The 17850-nt window shown below is 54.1% G+C and carries 14 protein-coding genes and 1 tRNA gene; 2 read left to right on the top strand and 13 right to left on the bottom strand.

The features are described 5' to 3' along the window. The 12 genes from dppC to DBR02_RS11720 form a co-directional block, all read right to left on the bottom strand. Positions 1-903 (bottom strand): dipeptide ABC transporter permease DppC, encoded by a 903-nt coding sequence (dppC, locus tag DBR02_RS11780; protein WP_063452210.1) that lies wholly within the window; start codon positions 901-903, stop codon positions 1-3. A 9-nt stretch (positions 904-912) separates the two neighbouring features. Then, the gene (dppB, locus tag DBR02_RS11775) at positions 913-1932 is read right to left on the bottom strand and encodes a dipeptide ABC transporter permease DppB (protein ID WP_022646696.1); all 1020 of its coding nucleotides are present in this window, start codon (positions 1930-1932) and stop codon (positions 913-915) included. 177 nt (positions 1933-2109) lie between these two features. Continuing rightward, positions 2110-3717, bottom strand: coding sequence for a dipeptide ABC transporter periplasmic-binding protein DppA (dppA, locus tag DBR02_RS11765; RefSeq protein ID WP_107534449.1), 1608 nt, complete (start codon positions 3715-3717; stop codon positions 2110-2112). Between the two features lie 621 nt (positions 3718-4338). Next, positions 4339-4415: transfer RNA gene (locus DBR02_RS11760), tRNA-Pro, on the bottom strand. A gap of 92 nt (positions 4416-4507) precedes the next feature. Continuing rightward, positions 4508-6202, bottom strand: a complete 1695-nt coding sequence (eptB, locus tag DBR02_RS11755) for a kdo(2)-lipid A phosphoethanolamine 7''-transferase (RefSeq protein WP_063868894.1) — start codon at positions 6200-6202, stop codon at positions 4508-4510. Between the two features lie 253 nt (positions 6203-6455). Continuing rightward, positions 6456-6983 carry a long polar fimbrial protein LpfE gene (lpfE, locus tag DBR02_RS11750; RefSeq protein ID WP_107534448.1) on the bottom strand — a complete coding sequence of 176 codons (528 nt, stop codon included), beginning with the start codon at positions 6981-6983 and terminating at the stop codon, positions 6456-6458. A 5-nt stretch (positions 6984-6988) separates the two neighbouring features. Then, positions 6989-8065 (bottom strand): long polar fimbrial protein LpfD, encoded by a 1077-nt coding sequence (gene lpfD / locus DBR02_RS11745; RefSeq protein ID WP_107534447.1) that lies wholly within the window; start codon positions 8063-8065, stop codon positions 6989-6991. 17 nt (positions 8066-8082) lie between these two features. Next, a complete protein-coding gene (gene lpfC / locus DBR02_RS11740; protein WP_107534446.1) occupies positions 8083-10611 on the bottom strand; it encodes an outer membrane usher protein LpfC in 2529 nt (842 codons plus the stop codon). A gap of 22 nt (positions 10612-10633) precedes the next feature. Continuing rightward, a complete protein-coding gene (gene lpfB, locus DBR02_RS11735) occupies positions 10634-11332 on the bottom strand; it encodes a long polar fimbrial biogenesis chaperone LpfB (RefSeq protein WP_107534445.1) in 699 nt (232 codons plus the stop codon). Positions 11333-11416: 84 nt separating this feature from the next. Continuing rightward, complete coding sequence (gene lpfA / locus DBR02_RS11730) at positions 11417-11941, bottom strand: long polar fimbrial major subunit LpfA (protein ID WP_199023916.1); 525 nt, start codon at positions 11939-11941, stop codon at positions 11417-11419. A 353-nt stretch (positions 11942-12294) separates the two neighbouring features. After that, positions 12295-13497: an L-lactate MFS transporter gene (locus DBR02_RS11725; protein WP_107534443.1), complete on the bottom strand. Its 1203-nt coding sequence runs from the start codon at positions 13495-13497 to the stop codon at positions 12295-12297. 236 nt (positions 13498-13733) lie between these two features. Continuing rightward, positions 13734-14276 carry a lipase gene (locus DBR02_RS11720; protein ID WP_107534442.1) on the bottom strand — a complete coding sequence of 181 codons (543 nt, stop codon included), beginning with the start codon at positions 14274-14276 and terminating at the stop codon, positions 13734-13736. Positions 14277-14436: 160 nt separating this feature from the next. Between DBR02_RS11720 and tag the strand changes: the two genes are divergently transcribed. Together tag and DBR02_RS11710 are read left to right on the top strand one after the other, a co-directional pair. Beyond that, positions 14437-15018, top strand: a complete 582-nt coding sequence (gene tag, locus DBR02_RS11715; RefSeq protein WP_107534441.1) for a DNA-3-methyladenine glycosylase I — start codon at positions 14437-14439, stop codon at positions 15016-15018. Further along, entirely contained in the window at positions 14996-15436 is a 441-nt protein-coding gene (locus DBR02_RS11710) for an N-acetyltransferase (protein WP_063868888.1), read from the top strand. The genes tag and DBR02_RS11710 overlap by 23 nt, the downstream gene beginning before the upstream one ends. Here DBR02_RS11710 and DBR02_RS11705 read toward each other — a convergent pair. Further along, positions 15405-17732, bottom strand: coding sequence for a molybdopterin guanine dinucleotide-containing S/N-oxide reductase (locus DBR02_RS11705; protein WP_107534440.1), 2328 nt, complete (start codon positions 17730-17732; stop codon positions 15405-15407). The two genes, DBR02_RS11710 and DBR02_RS11705, sit on opposite strands and share 32 nt — an antisense overlap. Positions 17733-17850: the final 118 nt, after the last annotated feature.

The following is a 17850-nucleotide window of genomic DNA, read 5'->3' as shown; positions in this document are numbered from 1 at the left end:
TTACTGCTTCAGTTTGGGATCAAGCGCATCACGCAGACCATCACCCATCAGGTTAAATGCCAGCACCGTCAGCAGAATCGCCAGACCCGGGAAGGTGACGACCCACCAGGCGCTTTGCGCGAACTGCAACACGTCGGAGAGCATGGTGCCCCACTCCGGTGTTGGCGGCTGCGCACCCATGCCAAGGAAGCCAAGAGCGGCCATATCGAGAATGGCGTTAGAGAAACCGAGCGACGCCTGAACGATCAGCGGCGCAAGGCAGTTCGGGAAGATATTAATGAACATCTGGCGCATCGCACCGGCACCCGCCACGCGAGACGCGGTAACGTAATCGCGGTTCACTTCCACCAGCACCGCCGCACGGGTTAAACGCACGTAGTGCGGTAGCGCAACAAACGTCAGCGCAAGCGCGGCGTTACCTATCGACGGGCCGAAGACCGCCACCAGCACCAGCGCCAGCAGCAGGCTAGGCAATGCCAGCATGATATCGACGATACGCATGATGACGTTATCAACGATGCCGCCGAAGTAGCCCGCCACCAGGCCGAGCACCACGCCCATGATCAGCGACAACACCACCACGAGGCAGCCAACCAGCAGCGACAGGCGCGCGCCGTACATCAGGCGCGACAGCACATCGCGGCCCACGTCATCGGTGCCCAGCAGATGGGCAACGCTGCCGCCGTCCTGCCAGACTGGCGGCACGAGCAGCGCATCGCGGAACTGGTCCGCCGGGTTATACGGGGCGAGGAAGTTCGCAAACACCGCAATCAGGATCATGATGGAAACATACACCAGCCCGACGACCGCGCCTTTGTTGCGCTTGAAGTAGTGCCAGAACTCCTGCATTGGCGTCATAGGCACCGGCGCAGAGACCGCTTTATTTTGAGTAACTTGTGACATGATGGCCCCTTACTTCTTATGACGAATACGCGGGTTCACCACGCCGTACAGCAAATCGACCAGCAGGTTGACGAGGATAATCATCGTCGCGACCAGCAGTACACCACCCTGCACCACCGGATAGTCACGGCGTTGCAGCGCGTCAATCAGCCAGCGTCCGAGGCCCGGCCAGGAGAAGATGGTTTCGGTCAGGATCGCCCCCGCCAGCAGCGTACCCACCTGCAAACCGATAACGGTAACCACCGGCAGCATCGCGTTACGCAGGGCATGAATGATGATGACGCGCATACGGGTCAGGCCTTTGGCGCGGGCAGTACGAATATAGTCTTCGCCCAGCACTTCCAGCATGGAAGAACGGGTCATACGCACGATCACCGCCAGAGGTATGGTGCCCAGCACCATTGCGGGCAGGATCATGTGCGCAACCGCATCAATGAAGTTGCCCTCTTCGCCCCAGATCGCCGTATCAATCAGCATGAAGCCGGTTAACGGGTTGGTGTCATCAAGGAAGACCATGTCGCTGACGCGCCCGGAGACCGGCGTCAGGTTCCACTGCACCGATACCAGCATGATCAGCATCATGCCCCACCAGAAGATAGGCATGGAATAGCCGGTCAGTGCCAGGCCAACGGCGGTGTGGTCGAAAATAGAGCCACGCTTAACGGCAGCCAGTACGCCAACGGGAATCCCCACCGCGGTCGCAAAGATCATGGCGCAGATGCCCAGTTCAAGCGTCGCCTGGAAACGCGGCACGAACTCGTCCCACACCGGAAGTCGGCTTTTCAGTGAAATGCCTAAATCGCCGTGCAAGACGCCCCAGATATAGTGGAGGTACTGCTGCCACATCGGCTTATCAAGGCCGAGTTCAGCCAGCAGTTGCGCATGACGTTCAGGGGAGATACCACGCTCGCCCGCCATAATCATCACCGGATCACCCGGGATCATATGGACGAAGGCAAAAGTGAGAAGGGTGATACCGATAAACGTCGGGATAACCAGTCCCAGACGTCGGAGGATGAACTGCAACATAACCCGGATTCTCTCTGATGACGCACGCCCAGTGGCGTGACGTCTGTATTGCTCACAAATCTTATCCCCTCACCTGATGGAGAGGGAATAAAGCACTGCTGCCGGGTGGCGCTACGCTTACCCGGCCTACATACCGTAGGCCAGTGCAAGCGCAGCGCCGCCTGGCGTTGCTTTTAGTTATTCAACAGACACGTTTTCGAAGTGGTGTTTGCCCAGTGGATCAACCACGTAGCCTTTGACTTCTTTACGCACTGGCTCGTACACGGTGGAGTGAGCAACAATCAGCGCCGGAGCCTGATCGTGCATGACAACCTGCGCTTGCTTGTACAGTTCAATACGTTTGTTGTGATCGTCGGTCGCACGCGCCGGCTGGATCAGGTCTTCAAACGGCTTGTAGCACCAGCGAGAGTAGTTGGAACCGTCTTTCGCTGCCGCACAGCTGAACAGGGTGGCGAAGAAGTTGTCCGGATCCCCGTTGTCACCGGTCCAGCCCATCATGACCGCCTGGTGCTCACCCGCTTTGGCGCGCTTCAGGTACTCGCCCCACTCGTAGGTCACAATCTTGGCCTGTACGCCAATCTTCGCCCAGTCAGCCTGAACCATTTCCGCCATACGGCGTGCGTTCGGGTTGTATGGACGCTGTACCGGCATCGCCCACAGCTCCACGGTGAAGCCTTTATCCTGGCCCGCTTCTTTCAGCAGCGCTTTCGCTTTCTCAGGATCGTAGGTGTAGTCCTTGATGTCGTCGTTATAGCCCCACATGGTTGGTGGGATCAGGTTCTTGGCTGCAACGCCCGCGCCCTGGTAAACGGCTTTGATGATCGCTTCTTTGTTCACCGCGTAGGTCAGCGCCTGACGCACTTTCACGTCATCGAACGGTTTCTTCTCGGTGTTGAAGGAGAGATAACCCACGTTCAGGCCCGCCTGCTCCATCAGGTTGATGTTTTTGTCCTGCTTCATGCGCGCGATGTCAGCCGGGTTTGGATACGGCATCACCTGACATTCGTTTTTCTGCAATTTTGCATAACGCACGGATGCATCAGGCGTGATGGAGAAGACCAGACGGTCGATCTGCGGCTTGGTGCCCCAGTAACCCGAGAAGGCTTTATACAGAATACGCGAATCTTTCTGGTACTGAAGCAGCTGGAACGGGCCGGTACCGATTGGGTTCAGGTCCACTTTTTCCGGGGTGCCGGCTTTCAGCATGTTGTCCGCGTACTCTTTAGAGAGAATAGAGGCGAAGTCCATGGCCAGGTCAGCCAGGAATGGCGCTTCCGGACGCGTCAGCACGAACTGAACGGTTTTATCGTCCACTTTCTTCACTTCAGCGATCAGGTCCGGCAGGCCCATCCCTTCGAAGTATTCATAGCTGCCGCCAGAGACCTTATGGTACGGGTTCTGGGCATTTTTCTGACGGTCGAAGGAGAACACCACGTCGTCGGCGTTAAGGTCGCGCGTAGGTTTAAATTCTTTGCTGTCCTGCCACTTCACGCCCTGGCGCAGGTGGAAGGTATAGGTTTTACCGTCTTCGCTGATATCCCACTTTTCAGCCAGGCCAGGAATGACTTCCGTGGTGCCGGTTTTAAATTCAACCAAACGGTTATAGATCGGTACTGAGCTTGCGTCGTAAGTCGTACCAGAGGTAAAGAGCTGTGGGTTAAAGCCTTCCGGAGAGCCCTCAGAACAGTAAACCAGGGTTTTTGCCTGTACGCTTGCTGCAACGGTCATGGCCGCCAGGCTCAGACCAAGCTTCAGCATCCCTGACTTCTTCAAGGAAATACTCATTATTGTGCTCCAATGTGATGTTTTGCTTTGTTGTGTTACGCCGCCTGACCTTTATTTATTTTTTACCCGGTCCGGTCGGTGATGCCCGAAGGCGTTAAAAGGGATAGAGAATCCTTTCAGAAGAGCGTTTGAGTTGCAGCGCAGATCCTCCCTGAAATGCCCCTCGTGCCCTACAATCTGTCAACAGAATGTGAAAACGTCAATACAGGTGGCGGGGATTTACGTGGAGTGTGAGAAACCGCAAACAAAGATTAAAAAAACCCTGAATGCCAGTTTTCAGCAGAGAAATTTATGCTACTCGCCATGATGCAGCACAATTAACTTCATATTTCGCAACACTCAGTGATTAAGTTTTATTCAGATTGGGTAAATTTTCTTACGGAATGGTGATTATCTGAGCACTAAATACCGCGAACGTTAAAACGCACAGCGAAAAATGCTGAGGTTATCCATAAGCAACGCGAAAAAAGATCAAACTATATATAAAAAAATACAATGGATTATGTCACAAAACCGCAAGCAGGCAGGGGGAAGCAGCGCTAAGGGATATTTTGGGGGCTCGGGCGGGGTAACGCGTTAATGCAAAAAGGGCTAACCTTGCGGTTAGCCCTTTTTAGAATGTGGTCGGCGAGAGAGGATTCGAACCTCCGACCCACTGGTCCCAAACCAGTTGCGCTACCAAGCTGCGCTACTCGCCGAATGCGGAGCGCATCTTACTGCTGAGGTGCGCCCCTCGTCAATCCCTTATTTTCAAAAAGCCATTCAACTGGCGATATTCTCGCCAGACCAGCTACTGCGCGGCTTTTGTGGTGTTATCAGGGAGTTTACACCAGTTGTTGTTTTCGTTAATCCCACCGTTCGGTGAGGTGTAGCCGAGACAGCCCATAATGGTGTCGTAGAGCTCGACGTGACGGCGCGGAACCTTAATCTCTGCCTGCTGCTTCAGATGGGCAAACATTTTGGCTTTGTCCGGGTTTTCCAGGTACTTATCCGACATCCACATGATCATCGGCACGCGGAACTGCTCAGGCGGCGCCAGCTTGCGCGGCGTGCCGTGCAAATGCTCTTTCTCGTTGATGGATTCGCCGTGATCGGCCGCGTAAATCACAATCGCTTTCTTATCGCGAAGCTGGTCGATCACCCGGCTGAGGAAGGTATCCACATACAGAATCGAGTTATCATAGGCATTAATCAGCTCCTGCTTGCTACAGTTTTTGTTAATGCCGACGCACTCAGGGGTCCATTTGGCGAAATCACGCGTGTAACGCTGATAATAGCTGTAGTGTGATCCTTTGGTATGCAGAACGATAAGGTGCTTACCCTGCGGATGGTTTTTCAGCGACTGTTCCATCTCAGAGAGCAGCAGCATGTCATCAACGTTCTTACCGCGGTTACGCGGCTCGGCGCCAATCTGCTCACGATAGGCGATGTTATCCGCCATGGTGTTGGTGTAGAACCACATTTCACTTTGCATGGCGAACAGATCGGAGCTAAATCCAAGCTGCTTCAGAACCGCAAACACGTTTTGCTCTTTAAGGGTACGCTGTGGGTTATCGCTCGCCCCGCCTTCACGCACAAACATACAGCGCAACGAGAGCTTCGTGGCGGTATCGCAGGAATAGCCGCGGTAAGCCACCAGATTCTTCTCCTGCGACAGTTTCGGCGTGGTATCGCGGTCATAGCCGAGCATACCCATATGATCCCAGCGCGTCGTTTCGCCGATAACGAAGACCACGTATGTATCATCCAGCCCGTCAGCCGGCGCCTGGTAGGTGAACTTTTTGGTCGGGTTAATCAGTGATTTCACATCGCTGGATTCGTCCGCCTGTGCCCAGGCGTAAAGACCTAACGCGGACAGCCAGTTGGACGGCAGATACGAGTTAGCCACCACGCCGCCATAGCTTGGCATATCCACGCCCGTCGCTTTTTCGATGCGTTTTTGCTGTTTTTCCATCAGGCGAATCGGCGCCCACACCAGCAGGCCTGCCAGCAGAACGACGGCGACGTTGCGGATGCGCTGTCCCCGGGTACGCAGCTGGCGTAACAGGGTATAGCGGCAGGTATTGCTCCAGATAAAGAAGAGCGGGATCAGGCAGGTCAAAATCGTCCACATGATGAACCCTTGACCCACCACCTCTTTCGAGAGGTCGATGTCCGTGGTCATCACCGAGGCGACAATACCGTAGCCAATGACCACGTTCATGAATGTCATGTAATAGCTTGCGGCGGCAGAGATAATCACCACCAGCGAGGCCAGAATTTGCCATGTACGTCGGCCAAAAAGCGAGAGCAGGCGTAACAGGAAGAAGGTTGCCAGGATAGAGCCAAACACTTCAATGACGGCAAAAATTCCATTTCTTACGGTGAGATGTTCGAAATAACCTTCCACGCGTCTGAACAGTACCGCGCCATTCAGAAACAAACCGATATAGACAGCCAGCATCAGACACAATCTTTGCTGGGTAAGAGACCTAATATATTTCATGCAAACAACCCTGGGGGAAGGGGTATAAAAACCCGCCGAATCTCAGTGAGAAAGCTGACAGAGTAAGTAGGTGCGAGCGAAACCGTTATAAGAAACGTCTACAAGCGCGATAAGTAGACCACAGCGGGAAAGAAAAGTGGCAGCAGAGAGTGTGATCGAGGAAGATTTTTACAAAAAATCAGCGTCTGGAGAGACAGTGCGCTGATGCAACCCCGCAAAACGGGTAAAAGGCCAGCGAACTGGCCCTCAGTGATTACTCGTATACAACGCTAAAATTCACCGTCGCATTTGCCGCGCCCACGGTGGCATCCGGTTTAACAGGAACATAGCTGGCGATGTAGCTCAGCTTGTTCGTCCCATCAAACCAGATGGCATGGCCCACGGGCGTCGAGTCGGTACTGGAAGGGTATTGCTGCACCCCACCCGACGTTTTGATTTTTAACGCCATGCCGGTCGCGCCGCCGCTCTCCAGGGCGAAGAGTGAGGGGTTAGTTGCATCTGCCGTACCGTCCATCGTGACGTAGGCCTTCGTGGCAAACTCGCAATCTTTTAAGCCGATGCTGAAGCTTTTCTCGTTCAACTCTTTACCCACTTTCACCGGGCGCTGGAGCACCACGGTACCCATATCGACGTCAATACTGTCCTTTTCCAGCTCACAGGTGGCTGCCTTAATGGTGAGGGTAAAGTGGATATCCCCTGCGGAACCGATATTTACCGGTGCCGCCATCGCTGAGGCGGTGAGCAGCAAACACGCTGGTAAAAACGCATTAATGGTTTTCATCCGGCTTACTCCACATCAATACGCATGGTGGCGATCCCTTCGTAATCTCCTGCCGCCGGCACTTTACCGGTGGTACTGATCGGATAGGCCGTAATCGTCGTCTTGGCGACACGGTGTATATCATCGACCAGAGGAGACACGACCAGCACTTGGTTCGAGTTGGCATCATTGGGTACAAGAATGTTACCCGTCTCGCCTTCAATCACAACCCCGATATCTGGATTACCCATATCAATGGCATTTGAATCATTGGCGTTTGGCGTCCCCTCAATACGCAAGGAGATCTTCACACCATCAGAAATATTGGTGCATTTAAACTGCAAATCTTTAATGTATTTCGAGGAACCTTGCGGCGTTTGGCCTTTACGATCTTTAAAATCACTGGCTTTAAAATCACCAAACGGTATTTCCAGCGTGCTGCCGTTGGAGAGTTCGCAACCCTGAGGGACAATAACTGTGCCACTTATACTCACCTCTGAAATAGGGATGGTGCCATAAACATTTTCCTTACGAGTACCGTATACGCTAACAATATTGGTTTGTGGAATGACCATTTCGCCTACGAAAGGTCGATTGATATACAGGGTCAGTTTGCCCTTCGAGCCGGTAGAGAAGCCCTCTGCTGGATTTGTATTGTTCACATCACATAAGGAGCGCCCAGATCGCTCGTTGGGGGCATTTTCGAAAGGTACTGCTTTGTATTTAGCAAAATTTCCACCAATATAAATTTCAGATGCTATCTGAATATTATTGTTAACAACGTAAAAAGTACGATCGCTAGTGATATGCCCAATCGCCAGAGTTGAAACCGACTTGTAGAAGGTCACACTCGTATCATCACCGGGAGGGCATTCACAAATGCCAGGATACATTCCTCCCAGATTCCATGTGAAGAAATCAGGGAAGATCTCACCAGTAGCGTTTTTTTCAACGTTCGTAACAGTCTCATTCATGACGGCACTGAAGTGCTGTGTCCCGTTAGTCGGTGAGCACGGCCCCCAGTCTGCCGCCGCAATTGCCTGCCCGGAAAATAATGCTGCTCCCCCCAACAGACCAGCAAACGTAATTAACTTTTTAAACATGAAATTATCCTTCCCTGTTACCGGCAAACGGCATTCGCCATCACTACGCCGGTATTATCCTGTTGTTCCGGCAGCGTAAACGCCACGCGGCATTGCTGTTCCTGGCCTTTACCCCAGTTCACCTGAAGCGCCCCTTTATCCGGCATCCCGCTGATATAAAGCTGCCCGTCTTCACCCACGATGCTGCTGGACTCTTTTTTGGTGTCCAGCAGCGTGGCGGTCGCACCAAACGGCACCGCTTTGCCGTTGGCCTGGGTCAGGTTCATCAGCACGCGGTAGCCCACACGGGTATCGAAGCGGGCACGTACAATGGCGCCGCGTGTCGGCACTACGTTGACGGACGCGGTATCCAGGTCAACTTTGTTGTTCAGGCTGTCGCTTCGCAGTGACACTTCCGTTTCACGATACGGAGTGAGGTAAGGCACAACCGCGTTACCCATCCAGTCCACCTCCACACCGCCGTTGTTGATCACGTGCGCACCGCGCGCGCCCGGTGCGGAGATAATGGCCATTGACTCGCCCAGCGGCTGAGAAAGCGTAATGCCTTCGCTGTGGGCAATCACACCGCCGCGCAGACCATAGTTCACCTGCTGGCCGTCACGGTTGTAGTTGTAACCCAGACTAGCGCTACCCACGCCGCCCTGGTAATCCAGGTTCACGCTGCCGCTGTTACCCACACCGTTGCTGCCGTAGCCTTCCTGCACGCTATAGTTCAGGTTGCGGTCTTCCAGCGCGCTACCGCTCACGCCAAGCTGCTGGCTGGTGCGGCCATGCTGATCGGTCGTAAGGTGGTAGTTGCTCCACATACGTCCCAGCGGGATCGACATGGAGAATGACAGCAGACGATCGCTCTCATCCCATTCCGGGCTTTTCGTCCAGGTGTAGGCAATGCTGTAGTTCACGCGACCAACACGACCGTTGTAACCGGCGTTCAGCGAGCGCTGTTTACCTTCATCGTTCCAGTAGTCCTGCTGCGTGACGTTAAAATAGACAGAGCCCCAGGTGCCCAGCTGCTGCGTCACGTTGCCCTGAATCTGGCTACGTTTGTGATACTGGCTATATGAGCTGTCCGCATCGCTGCGTACATCCGTCGCTTCCTGGAAGGTGTAATAGCCGCTGGTCGAATACTTGTACCCCAGCAGACGGAAATCGGTGCCGCTGTTAAAGCTCTTGGAGTAGAGAAAACGATAAGACTGACCTTCCGAGCTTTCATCATTTGCCAGGTTGCTTTTCGCCTGGGTCACGTCGATGGAGACCGCACCGATATAACCGAAGTTTTTACCGATACCGCCGGCCAGCGCGTAATAGTTTTCAGAGAAAATCGAACCACCATAAACGGTAAAACCATACGGCAGACCGTACATGGCATCCAGCTGCCCGAACTTCGGCTCGTCGCTGTCATAGTTACCCGCACGATATTCACCAGCGGAGAGGCTGTATTTAAGATGGCCTTCACGCTGAAGGATCGCCACCGCGGAGAATGGCTGAACGAACTTCTGCTCGCTGCCGTCCGCCTCTTTAATGGTGACAGTCAGGTCGCCGCTGTTTGAGGTTGGGTACAGGTCATTAATTTCAAACGCACCTGGCTGAACAAACGTGCGGTAAATGACGTAGTTGTTCTGCTCAACGGTGACTTCGGCGTTACTTTTAGCAATACCGCGGATAACGGGCGCAAATCCGCGCTGGCTGTCAGGCAACATTTCTTCGTCAGAGGTTAACTGCGCCCCACGCATCTGCACGCTGTCAAAAATATCACCCGCAGTGGAGGTATCCCCCAACGTCAGTTGTGATTTCAGCGGCACAATGGCACGGCTCAACGAGGTGCCGATGTTATCCCATTTGTTATCGCCATCGTTTCGCGTCCAGGTACTGTAGTTACGTAACCGCCATGCCCCAAGGTTCACGCCGCTGCGCAGGTTTAGGTAGTAACTGTCGCTGCTGTAGCTGGTTTCACCGTCGTGCGCGTCATAGCTGGCGTTGCTCCCGGTGAAGTTATAATCCAGCAGCAGGGCATTCACCCCTTCGTCCCACTGCGATTCAGGTACGGTACCACGCGCCGTCTGCTTCATCGCGGCCTGCGGGAAACTCATGATCAACGTCTGGTCTGCAAAATCGAAATGGCTGGCGGCCTGAGGAATAATGTCATCAAAAGCGACACAGGCTTCCGGCGGCGCCATTTTCAGCGCCGGGAAGCTATCGATACGCACGCCCATTTCCTCTAGCTGCACGCGGCTTAAGCACGGCACCAGGGATTCGCCCATTTTTGCGCGCTGAGCCTCTGTTGCGGCCTTAAATTCAAGGGTGCGAGACGCCATTTTTTGATCGTTGACCACTACCGACACGCGGTATTTACCCGGCAGCTGATCGGCTTTCTGGGATTCATACATTGAAAGGTCAACGTGCTGATCAATACCCGGCACATCCTCCAGAAAGCGCGGGTTAAATTTCCCTGCATGGGCGGAGAGCGTGCCCGCGATCATCAGCGCAAGCGCAGACAGCGAAAAGCGCGGGGTCTTATTGACCAGAGGAAGATGCGTCCATGGCATAGTAATTAACCTTTAAAACGTTTTAATTAACGCGCTGTGTCAGCATGTCGCCAGCCGTGCCGAAGTCATTAATAATGTTGTATTTCACTTCGCTTACCTTGCCGGTGCCGGCGGGCAGTTCTATATTCAATGCGCCTTTTGCCGGGACCATTCCCGCTTTTTCAATATCTCGACCGCTGGCATAAAATTTATTAAACGTCAGGTTAAAGGCGGACGGGTTTTCCACTTTGATCTGGTTAGCCCCTGCGCGGGTGAACCGCAGTTTGCTCCAGCCGTCCATGCTGTTGCCTTTCAGACCAGCCGGGCGATAGAACAGTTTCAGGCGGGTACGCACGGCAATTTGCAGCACGTTTTTACCTTCCGCGCCTTCACTTTTGGCAGGAATAGCTTTCACGTTAACCCAATAAACGGACTCGCGATCCTGCGGTAACGTATTAGACGTATTCACAATACGTAAGACGTTATTTTTTGTCGGGCTTAACTTAAATAATGGTGGGGTGATGATGAAGGGCGTTTTCTTATTGCCGTTCGCATCATCGATCCATGACTGAATCAGAAATTCATCGGTGGTGCTTCTGTTATTGACCGTCAGGGAAGCTTCCTTTCTGCTACCGTCATAAATAACACGCGTGCTGCTTAATGCCACACCGCCTGCAAAACTGTTTTGTGAAATCAGCGCCAGCGCAAGTGCTGCGCAAGATATCAAACGTGAGCGGTTCATGATTCTCTCCCTGAGTCTCCGCTGGAAAAAAAGGCAACGGGGTTTCCGTTGCCATTGTGATTATCTACTACTGACGAAAGTCGATTATTCGTAGGACAGGTTGAAGTCCACTTCTGCGTTATCGTAACCGGTAGAAACTTCTGCTTTGGTCGCAACGTAGTTAGCGGTGTAGTACAGCACGGTCTGGCCAGCAGACAGGGTGGTAGAGGATTTACCGCTGTTCATATCAACCAGCTGGTTAGCGTTGTCGTAGATACCAATGCCTACGCCAGATGCTGCGCCTGCTTCGGTGCTAACAGAAACCAGTTTTGCGTCGTCTGCATCCGCAACGCCATTAAAGCTCACGTTAACTTTGGTTTTGCTGGAAATATCGCAGTCTTCCAGTTTGATCTGGAAAGGTTTAGCAACAGACTTATCGCCAACGGCTTTGAAGATAGATTTCTTAACCTGACCCAGCACAACTTCCTGGTTCTGAGAGTCAGTAGAAACTACGCATGGCGCGTCAACGATTTCACCGGTGAATTTGATGGTACCGTCACCAGAATCAGCGGCGAAAGCGGAAGTGGAAACGACAGCGAGAGCAGACAGTGCAAAAATAACCTTTTTCATTAAAAACTCCATTTATGACGGTAGATTTCAGAACGCATCCTTAGGAATAACCTGCATTCTGTGAGAAATGGAGTATATCGACTGAAATATAGAAGATAAAATTAGAATAGGTTAATGGTGTTTTTAGGTATAATTAAATTTCTGAGAATTCAAAACCATGTCGCAAAAAAATCTGTACCCACGCGCATTATTAGGAATATTCAAATATAAATAATATATTGTTTTGGCGGATTCATAAGTTCATTAAATGAATTACATGTCTTATTTAACCTCTCTTTCGTCAGAATCGGTTATGTATTTGTGCTTAAATAAAAAAAGCGCCCGATGGGCGCTTATAGTCAGTCAATCATTTGTTACGCATGCGCTTCGTTTAACACCTCGCGCTGCGGCTGTCGAATCGTGGTCGACAGCGCCAGCGAGATAATCAGCAAGGCAAATATCACGCAGAAGGTCACGTAGAACCCACCGAACAGCGAAGCGATCAGCGACCCGCAGATACTGCCGATACCGAAGCCGAGATAAATGACGCCGTAGTTTTTCGCCAGGTTGTTCAGGCCAAAGAACTCGCTCACCAGCGACGGGAAGACGGTAATGGTGCCGCCGAAGTTAAAGGCGACGCAGGCAATCGCCGCAAAGAAGGTCGCCTCGTTCAGCGGTGCAAACAGCAGCGCCGCCATGCCCACCAGGGAGATCACCTGCCCCAGCGTAATCACGCGTATGCGGGCGATTTTGTCAGACAGGATACCCAGTACCAGACGACCCGAGAGGTTAGCGATGGAGATGACCGTTACCGCGTTCGCCGCCGTCGCCGCATCCAGTTTTACCATCCCCTGCGCGATATCTTTCGCCACGCCAATAACATACAGACCGCTCATGCAGGCCGTCAGGAACATCACCGCCAGCATCCAGTACTGCGGCTTACGCATGGACTGTGCGAGAGTGAAATCATTCTCCACCACGCCGTTAACGGTTTTCACTTCCTGCTGCGGGGCATCTTTCATCAGCGTGGCGCCGAAGAGGATCATCACCAGCACAATCACGCCCCAGATCATAAAGGTTTTCTCAAGCCCCACCGAGGCCAGCAGATGGGAGTCGATGAATTTGAACCCCAGGCTGCCCAGGCCATATGAACCAATGGCAAACGCGGAGATAAGCCCTTTACGCTCCGGGAACCACTTCACGCAGTTCGACAGCGTCAGCAGGTAACCTGCGCCGTCCGCCAGCCCCACCAGCACCCCGGCGCTCAGCCACAGCATCATCAGGTTGTTAGAGTGTGCCGTCAGGAAGAAGCCCACGCCCAGCAGGATCCCGGAGGCCATGGTCACGCGCTTCACGCCGAAGCGCTCCTGAAGTTTGCCCGCCACGGAAGAGGAAATCGCTAATCCAAGACTCAGCAAGCCGAAGGAGAATGCCACCTGGCTTATCGGCGCGCCGAGCTTATCAGACAGGGCGCTGTTAAACAGGCTCCAGGTATAGACCGAGCCCAGTGCGAACTGGGTCACGATGGTGCCGAAGAGCGTCAGCCAGCGCGTGCGGTTATAGGTTGATGTGTTCATGGCAGTGTCCTGCAAGAGAAATTATGGAAATTCGCTGAGGACACGATAAACAAAACCCCAAAACACCAGGGGTAAAACGGCATGAAATGCAGGAGAAACGGAATGAAATGCCTGGAAGCGGGAATGAACGACCTTGCCGGAGAAGAAAACGCTTAAAGGTGAGTGACCACTATCGCCACAACCCGCGCCATTATTGTATTAAATATGTTACCGCAGCGTTTAAAAAAGTAACAACCCTAAAATTTGGCGCTTAAGCCCAGGGTATACAAATATTCTTCCTCCGACTGCTGGTTGTAGCTGATCTTTGCCCAGGGGTGTAAATCTCCGTACTGGGTATCCACACGCCACCCCAGCGAGTTCACGCTGGCATGCCAGAGGGGGTCGGTCAGCGTCTGCGTGGTGGTTGTATCGCCATACGCAATCACCGTTGCGGGAGGCGTGCCATCAGAGCGCCACGCCATGACCGGCCCGGTCGTGAAATGTCCCGTCACGGGAAAATTCCAGCCAACGCTCAGAACGGTTTCCGCATCCGAACCGGAGGGGTCGTTCAGGGCAAAGCCCGCAGCATTTTGCGAATGGTTAATACGTTCCGCGAGAATATCTTCATAACGAGGTTGGTGATCGGCGTCCCATGTATAGCGTTCTGTCGTATTACTTTGTGCATCTGAAACGATATATTCCTGTTGCCACGCAAAAGCGGTGTTACCTATAAGCAGGCAGGCTGAGACACCCACCAGGCCAGAAGCAGCATGGCGACCACTGATTTTTTTTATCATCATCAAAGCGACTCCAGAAAGAGCCGAGTTCGGCGATATATGTCATTGTTCGAAGAGGTATTAGGGCGTATAGCCCTGTATTAACTATTGTCTCTTTAGCAGACACGTCAAGCCGGGCAGATTGAAATTTTTGCGTTTACCGTATCAGGAAGGGAGATGACCTATGCAACGTTGCGGCTGGGTAAGCCAGGATCAGCTTTATATCGATTATCACGACAAGGAATGGGGCGTACCAGAAACCGACGGTAAAAAACTGTTTGAAATGATTTGTCTTGAAGGCCAGCAGGCCGGGCTATCGTGGATCACCGTTCTGAAAAAGCGTGAGAACTACCGCAATGCCTTCCACCGGTTCGATCCGGCTGCGGTGGCCGCCATGACCGAAGACGACGTGGAAAGGCTGGTTCTGGACCCCGGTATCATCCGCCATCGCGGTAAAATTCAGGCCATTATTGGTAACGCGCGCGCTTATCTGGCGATGGAGCAAAACGGCGAACCCTTCTCAGCATTTGTCTGGTCGTTTGTGGATAACGAGCCAAAGGTGACGCGGGCCGCCACGCTTGCGGAGATCCCAACCTCGACCCCCGCCTCGGATGCCCTGTCGAAAGCGCTGAAAAAACGCGGCTTTAAGTTTGTGGGCACCACCATCTGTTACTCCTTTATGCAGGCCTGCGGGCTGGTCAATGACCATATTACGGGCTGCATCTGCCACCCGGAGGGCCACCATGATCCGCAAATGGCACAGTGAGAATACCGCTCAGCTCCTGAGACTGTGGCTTGAGAGCACTACCGAGGCGCATCCGTTTATCGACGCTGGCTACTGGAAAGCGAACGAAGCGCTGGTGCGGGATGAATACCTTCCTGCCGCCGAAACCTGGGTCTGGGAGGAGAACGGCACGCTGCGCGGCTTTATCAGCGTCATGCAGTCCCAGTTCGTGGGGGCGTTGTTTGTCGCCCCGGCGTTCATCGGAAGGGGGATCGGGCGTGCGCTGCTGAACCACGTTCAGCAGCACTACCCGTATTTAACTCTGGAGGTGTATCAAAAAAACGTGCGGGCGGTGAATTTCTATCATGCTCAGGGTTTTCGCATTGAAGACAGCGCCTGGCAGGATGATACCCAACACCCGACGTGGATCATGAGCTGGCAGGCGGATCAAACGCCGTAAGGGTAAGCGCCGGCCCCTCATATTTCTCCACCCATGCCAGCGCCGTATTCCCCGCGCAGCCATTCCCCAGCTTCGAGCTGGGGAGATCTTTGGTCAACACGTTTACGGCACCGTTCTTACAAATACCGCCCTCGTCCAGCGCCAGATCCGGCCATGCGCCCTGATGAATGCAGAACACGCCAGGGCGGATCCCGTCGCTTACCACGGCGCCAGCCAGCACCTGCCCGCGCGCGTTCCAGACGCGCACGAGATCGCCGTCGTTAATTCCCCGCGCCTTTGCGTCGTCGCTATTCAGCGCGATCGGCTCGCGTCCAGCCACCGCATACTGCTCGCGCAGAGCCGAATAGTTGAGCTGGCTGTGCAGGCGATGGGCAGGATGGGCAGACAGCAGTTGAAGCTGCCCCGGCTGCGCATTGCCATGCCATTCGTCCGGCTCCAGCCATGCCGGATGCGGCGGGCAGTCCGCGTAGCCAAAGCTGGCGATGCGTTCGCTGTAGATCACAATCTTCCCGCTCTCGGTCTTAAGCGGGTGATTTTCCGGGTCGCGACGGAAGTCAGCAAAGCGCACAAATCGCGCGTTCTGCTCGCTTTCCGGCATTTCGAAGAGTTGATTCGCCTCCCAGAATTCAGCAAATGGCGGCAGCGTCACGCCCTGCGCCGCCCCGCGCTGGCTGGCTATCTGGTAAAACGTTTCGAGCCATTGCAGATCCGTTTTGCCCTCGGTGAAACGCTCGCGCCCGCCCGCTTCCCATAATTCACTCAGGTCAGCAAAGACGTCAAAATCATCACGCGCTTCATCCCGGGGGGCCACGACGCGCTTCATCGGCACCATGTGCTGGTTGCTGTAATCCCCGGTCATGGTGAGATCGTTACGCTCGAACGATGTCGTGGCGGGCAACACGATGTCGGCATGTTTCGCTGACGCGGTCCAGAAGCACTCCGAGATCACCACCAGCTCCGGCTTCTGCCAGGCGCGGATCAGGCGGTTGGTATCCTGGTGATGGGTGAAGTTGGCCCCGCCCGCCCACCAGACAAACTTAATATCCGGAAAATGGCGATCCTGACCGTTGTGCTGATAAAACCCGCCCGGATTCTCCAGAGCCTCAACAATGCGCGCCACAGGAATTTTATCCACCGCGTCCACGCCACCCTGCACTGAGCCCTGCATGGACGCCAGCACCGCCGCTTTACGCGTTGGATTACCGCCGTTAGCAAAGTGATAGGAAAGCCCAAAACCGCCGCCGGGTGTGCCAATCTGCCCGAGCATCGCGGCGAGCGTCACGAGCATCCAGTGTTTTTGCTCGCCAAACTGCTGGCGCTGCATTCCCCAGCCGGACATCAGCATCGTGACGTTGCTATGGAATAACGCCGCCAGTTCGCGGATTTTAAGGGCATCAACGCCGCAAACCGCGGCGGCCCACTCTGCGGTTTTGGCAACACCGTCGGTTTGGCCCGTCAGGTAGTCGGCAAATTTATCGAAGCCCGTGGTGCAGCGCGTAAGGAATTCCGTATCGTGCCAGCCGTTCTCCACAAGGGTATGGGCGATACCCAGCATCATCGCCACGTCGGTGCCCATATGGGGCGCGATCCACTCGGCGCTGTCGCCGAAGAAATCCAGGGTTTCAGAACGCATCGGATCGATACAGATGATGCGCTTGCCGCTTTTGCGCAGCGCGTCGAAGTAGGAAACGCCCTGCTCGTCGGACGCATTCCAGGCAATCTTCAGGGTGTTGAGCGGGTTGGCGCTCCACAGCACCACCACGTCGGTATGCTCCAGCACCAGCGGCCAGCTGGTCTGCTGCTGATAAACCTCATTGCCGCCCACGACGTAAGGCATGATCGCCTGCGCTGCGCCGGTTGAGTAATCACCCAGATGGCCGGTGTAGCCCCCGGCCAGGCTCATGTAGCGTTGCAGCAGGGTTGCGGCCTTATGCAGCACGCCGTTCGAGCGCCAGCCATAGGAGCCGGCAAAAATGGACGACGGGCCATAGCTGTCGCGGATGCGTTTATGCTGCGTATGGATCAGCGCCAGCGCATCGTCCCAGCTCACGCGAACGAACTCATCCTGCCCGCGCACACCCTGCGGTTTATCCGGTGACGCCAGAAAGCCTTTACGCACCATCGGCCAGCGTACGCGGGTTTTGCTGTGTACCTGATCGCGAACGACGGTCTGTAAAGAGTTGAGATGGCGCGAAGGCAAAGCCCCGCGAGACGACAGCACTGTGTCGCCATCGGTTTCGACCAGCATCGGCCCCCAGTGGGCGGCGGTCAGAATGGTTTTTGTTGAGGTGCTCAAAGCGTGCGCTCCTGGTTGCGTGCAGGTATGACGGCCTTTCGTTGAGGCAGTTTATCGTTTGTGACAAATTTCAGAGTTATACACTGAATTTTCTCCGTATTCGGACGTCATAATCCAC

It is taken from the genome of Enterobacter cloacae complex sp., from assembly GCF_900322725.1.
GTDB classification, from domain to species: domain Bacteria; phylum Pseudomonadota; class Gammaproteobacteria; order Enterobacterales; family Enterobacteriaceae; genus Enterobacter; species Enterobacter quasihormaechei.
Note: the sequence above shows the minus strand (reverse complement) of the source record. Positions and strands in the feature narration are given on the sequence as shown.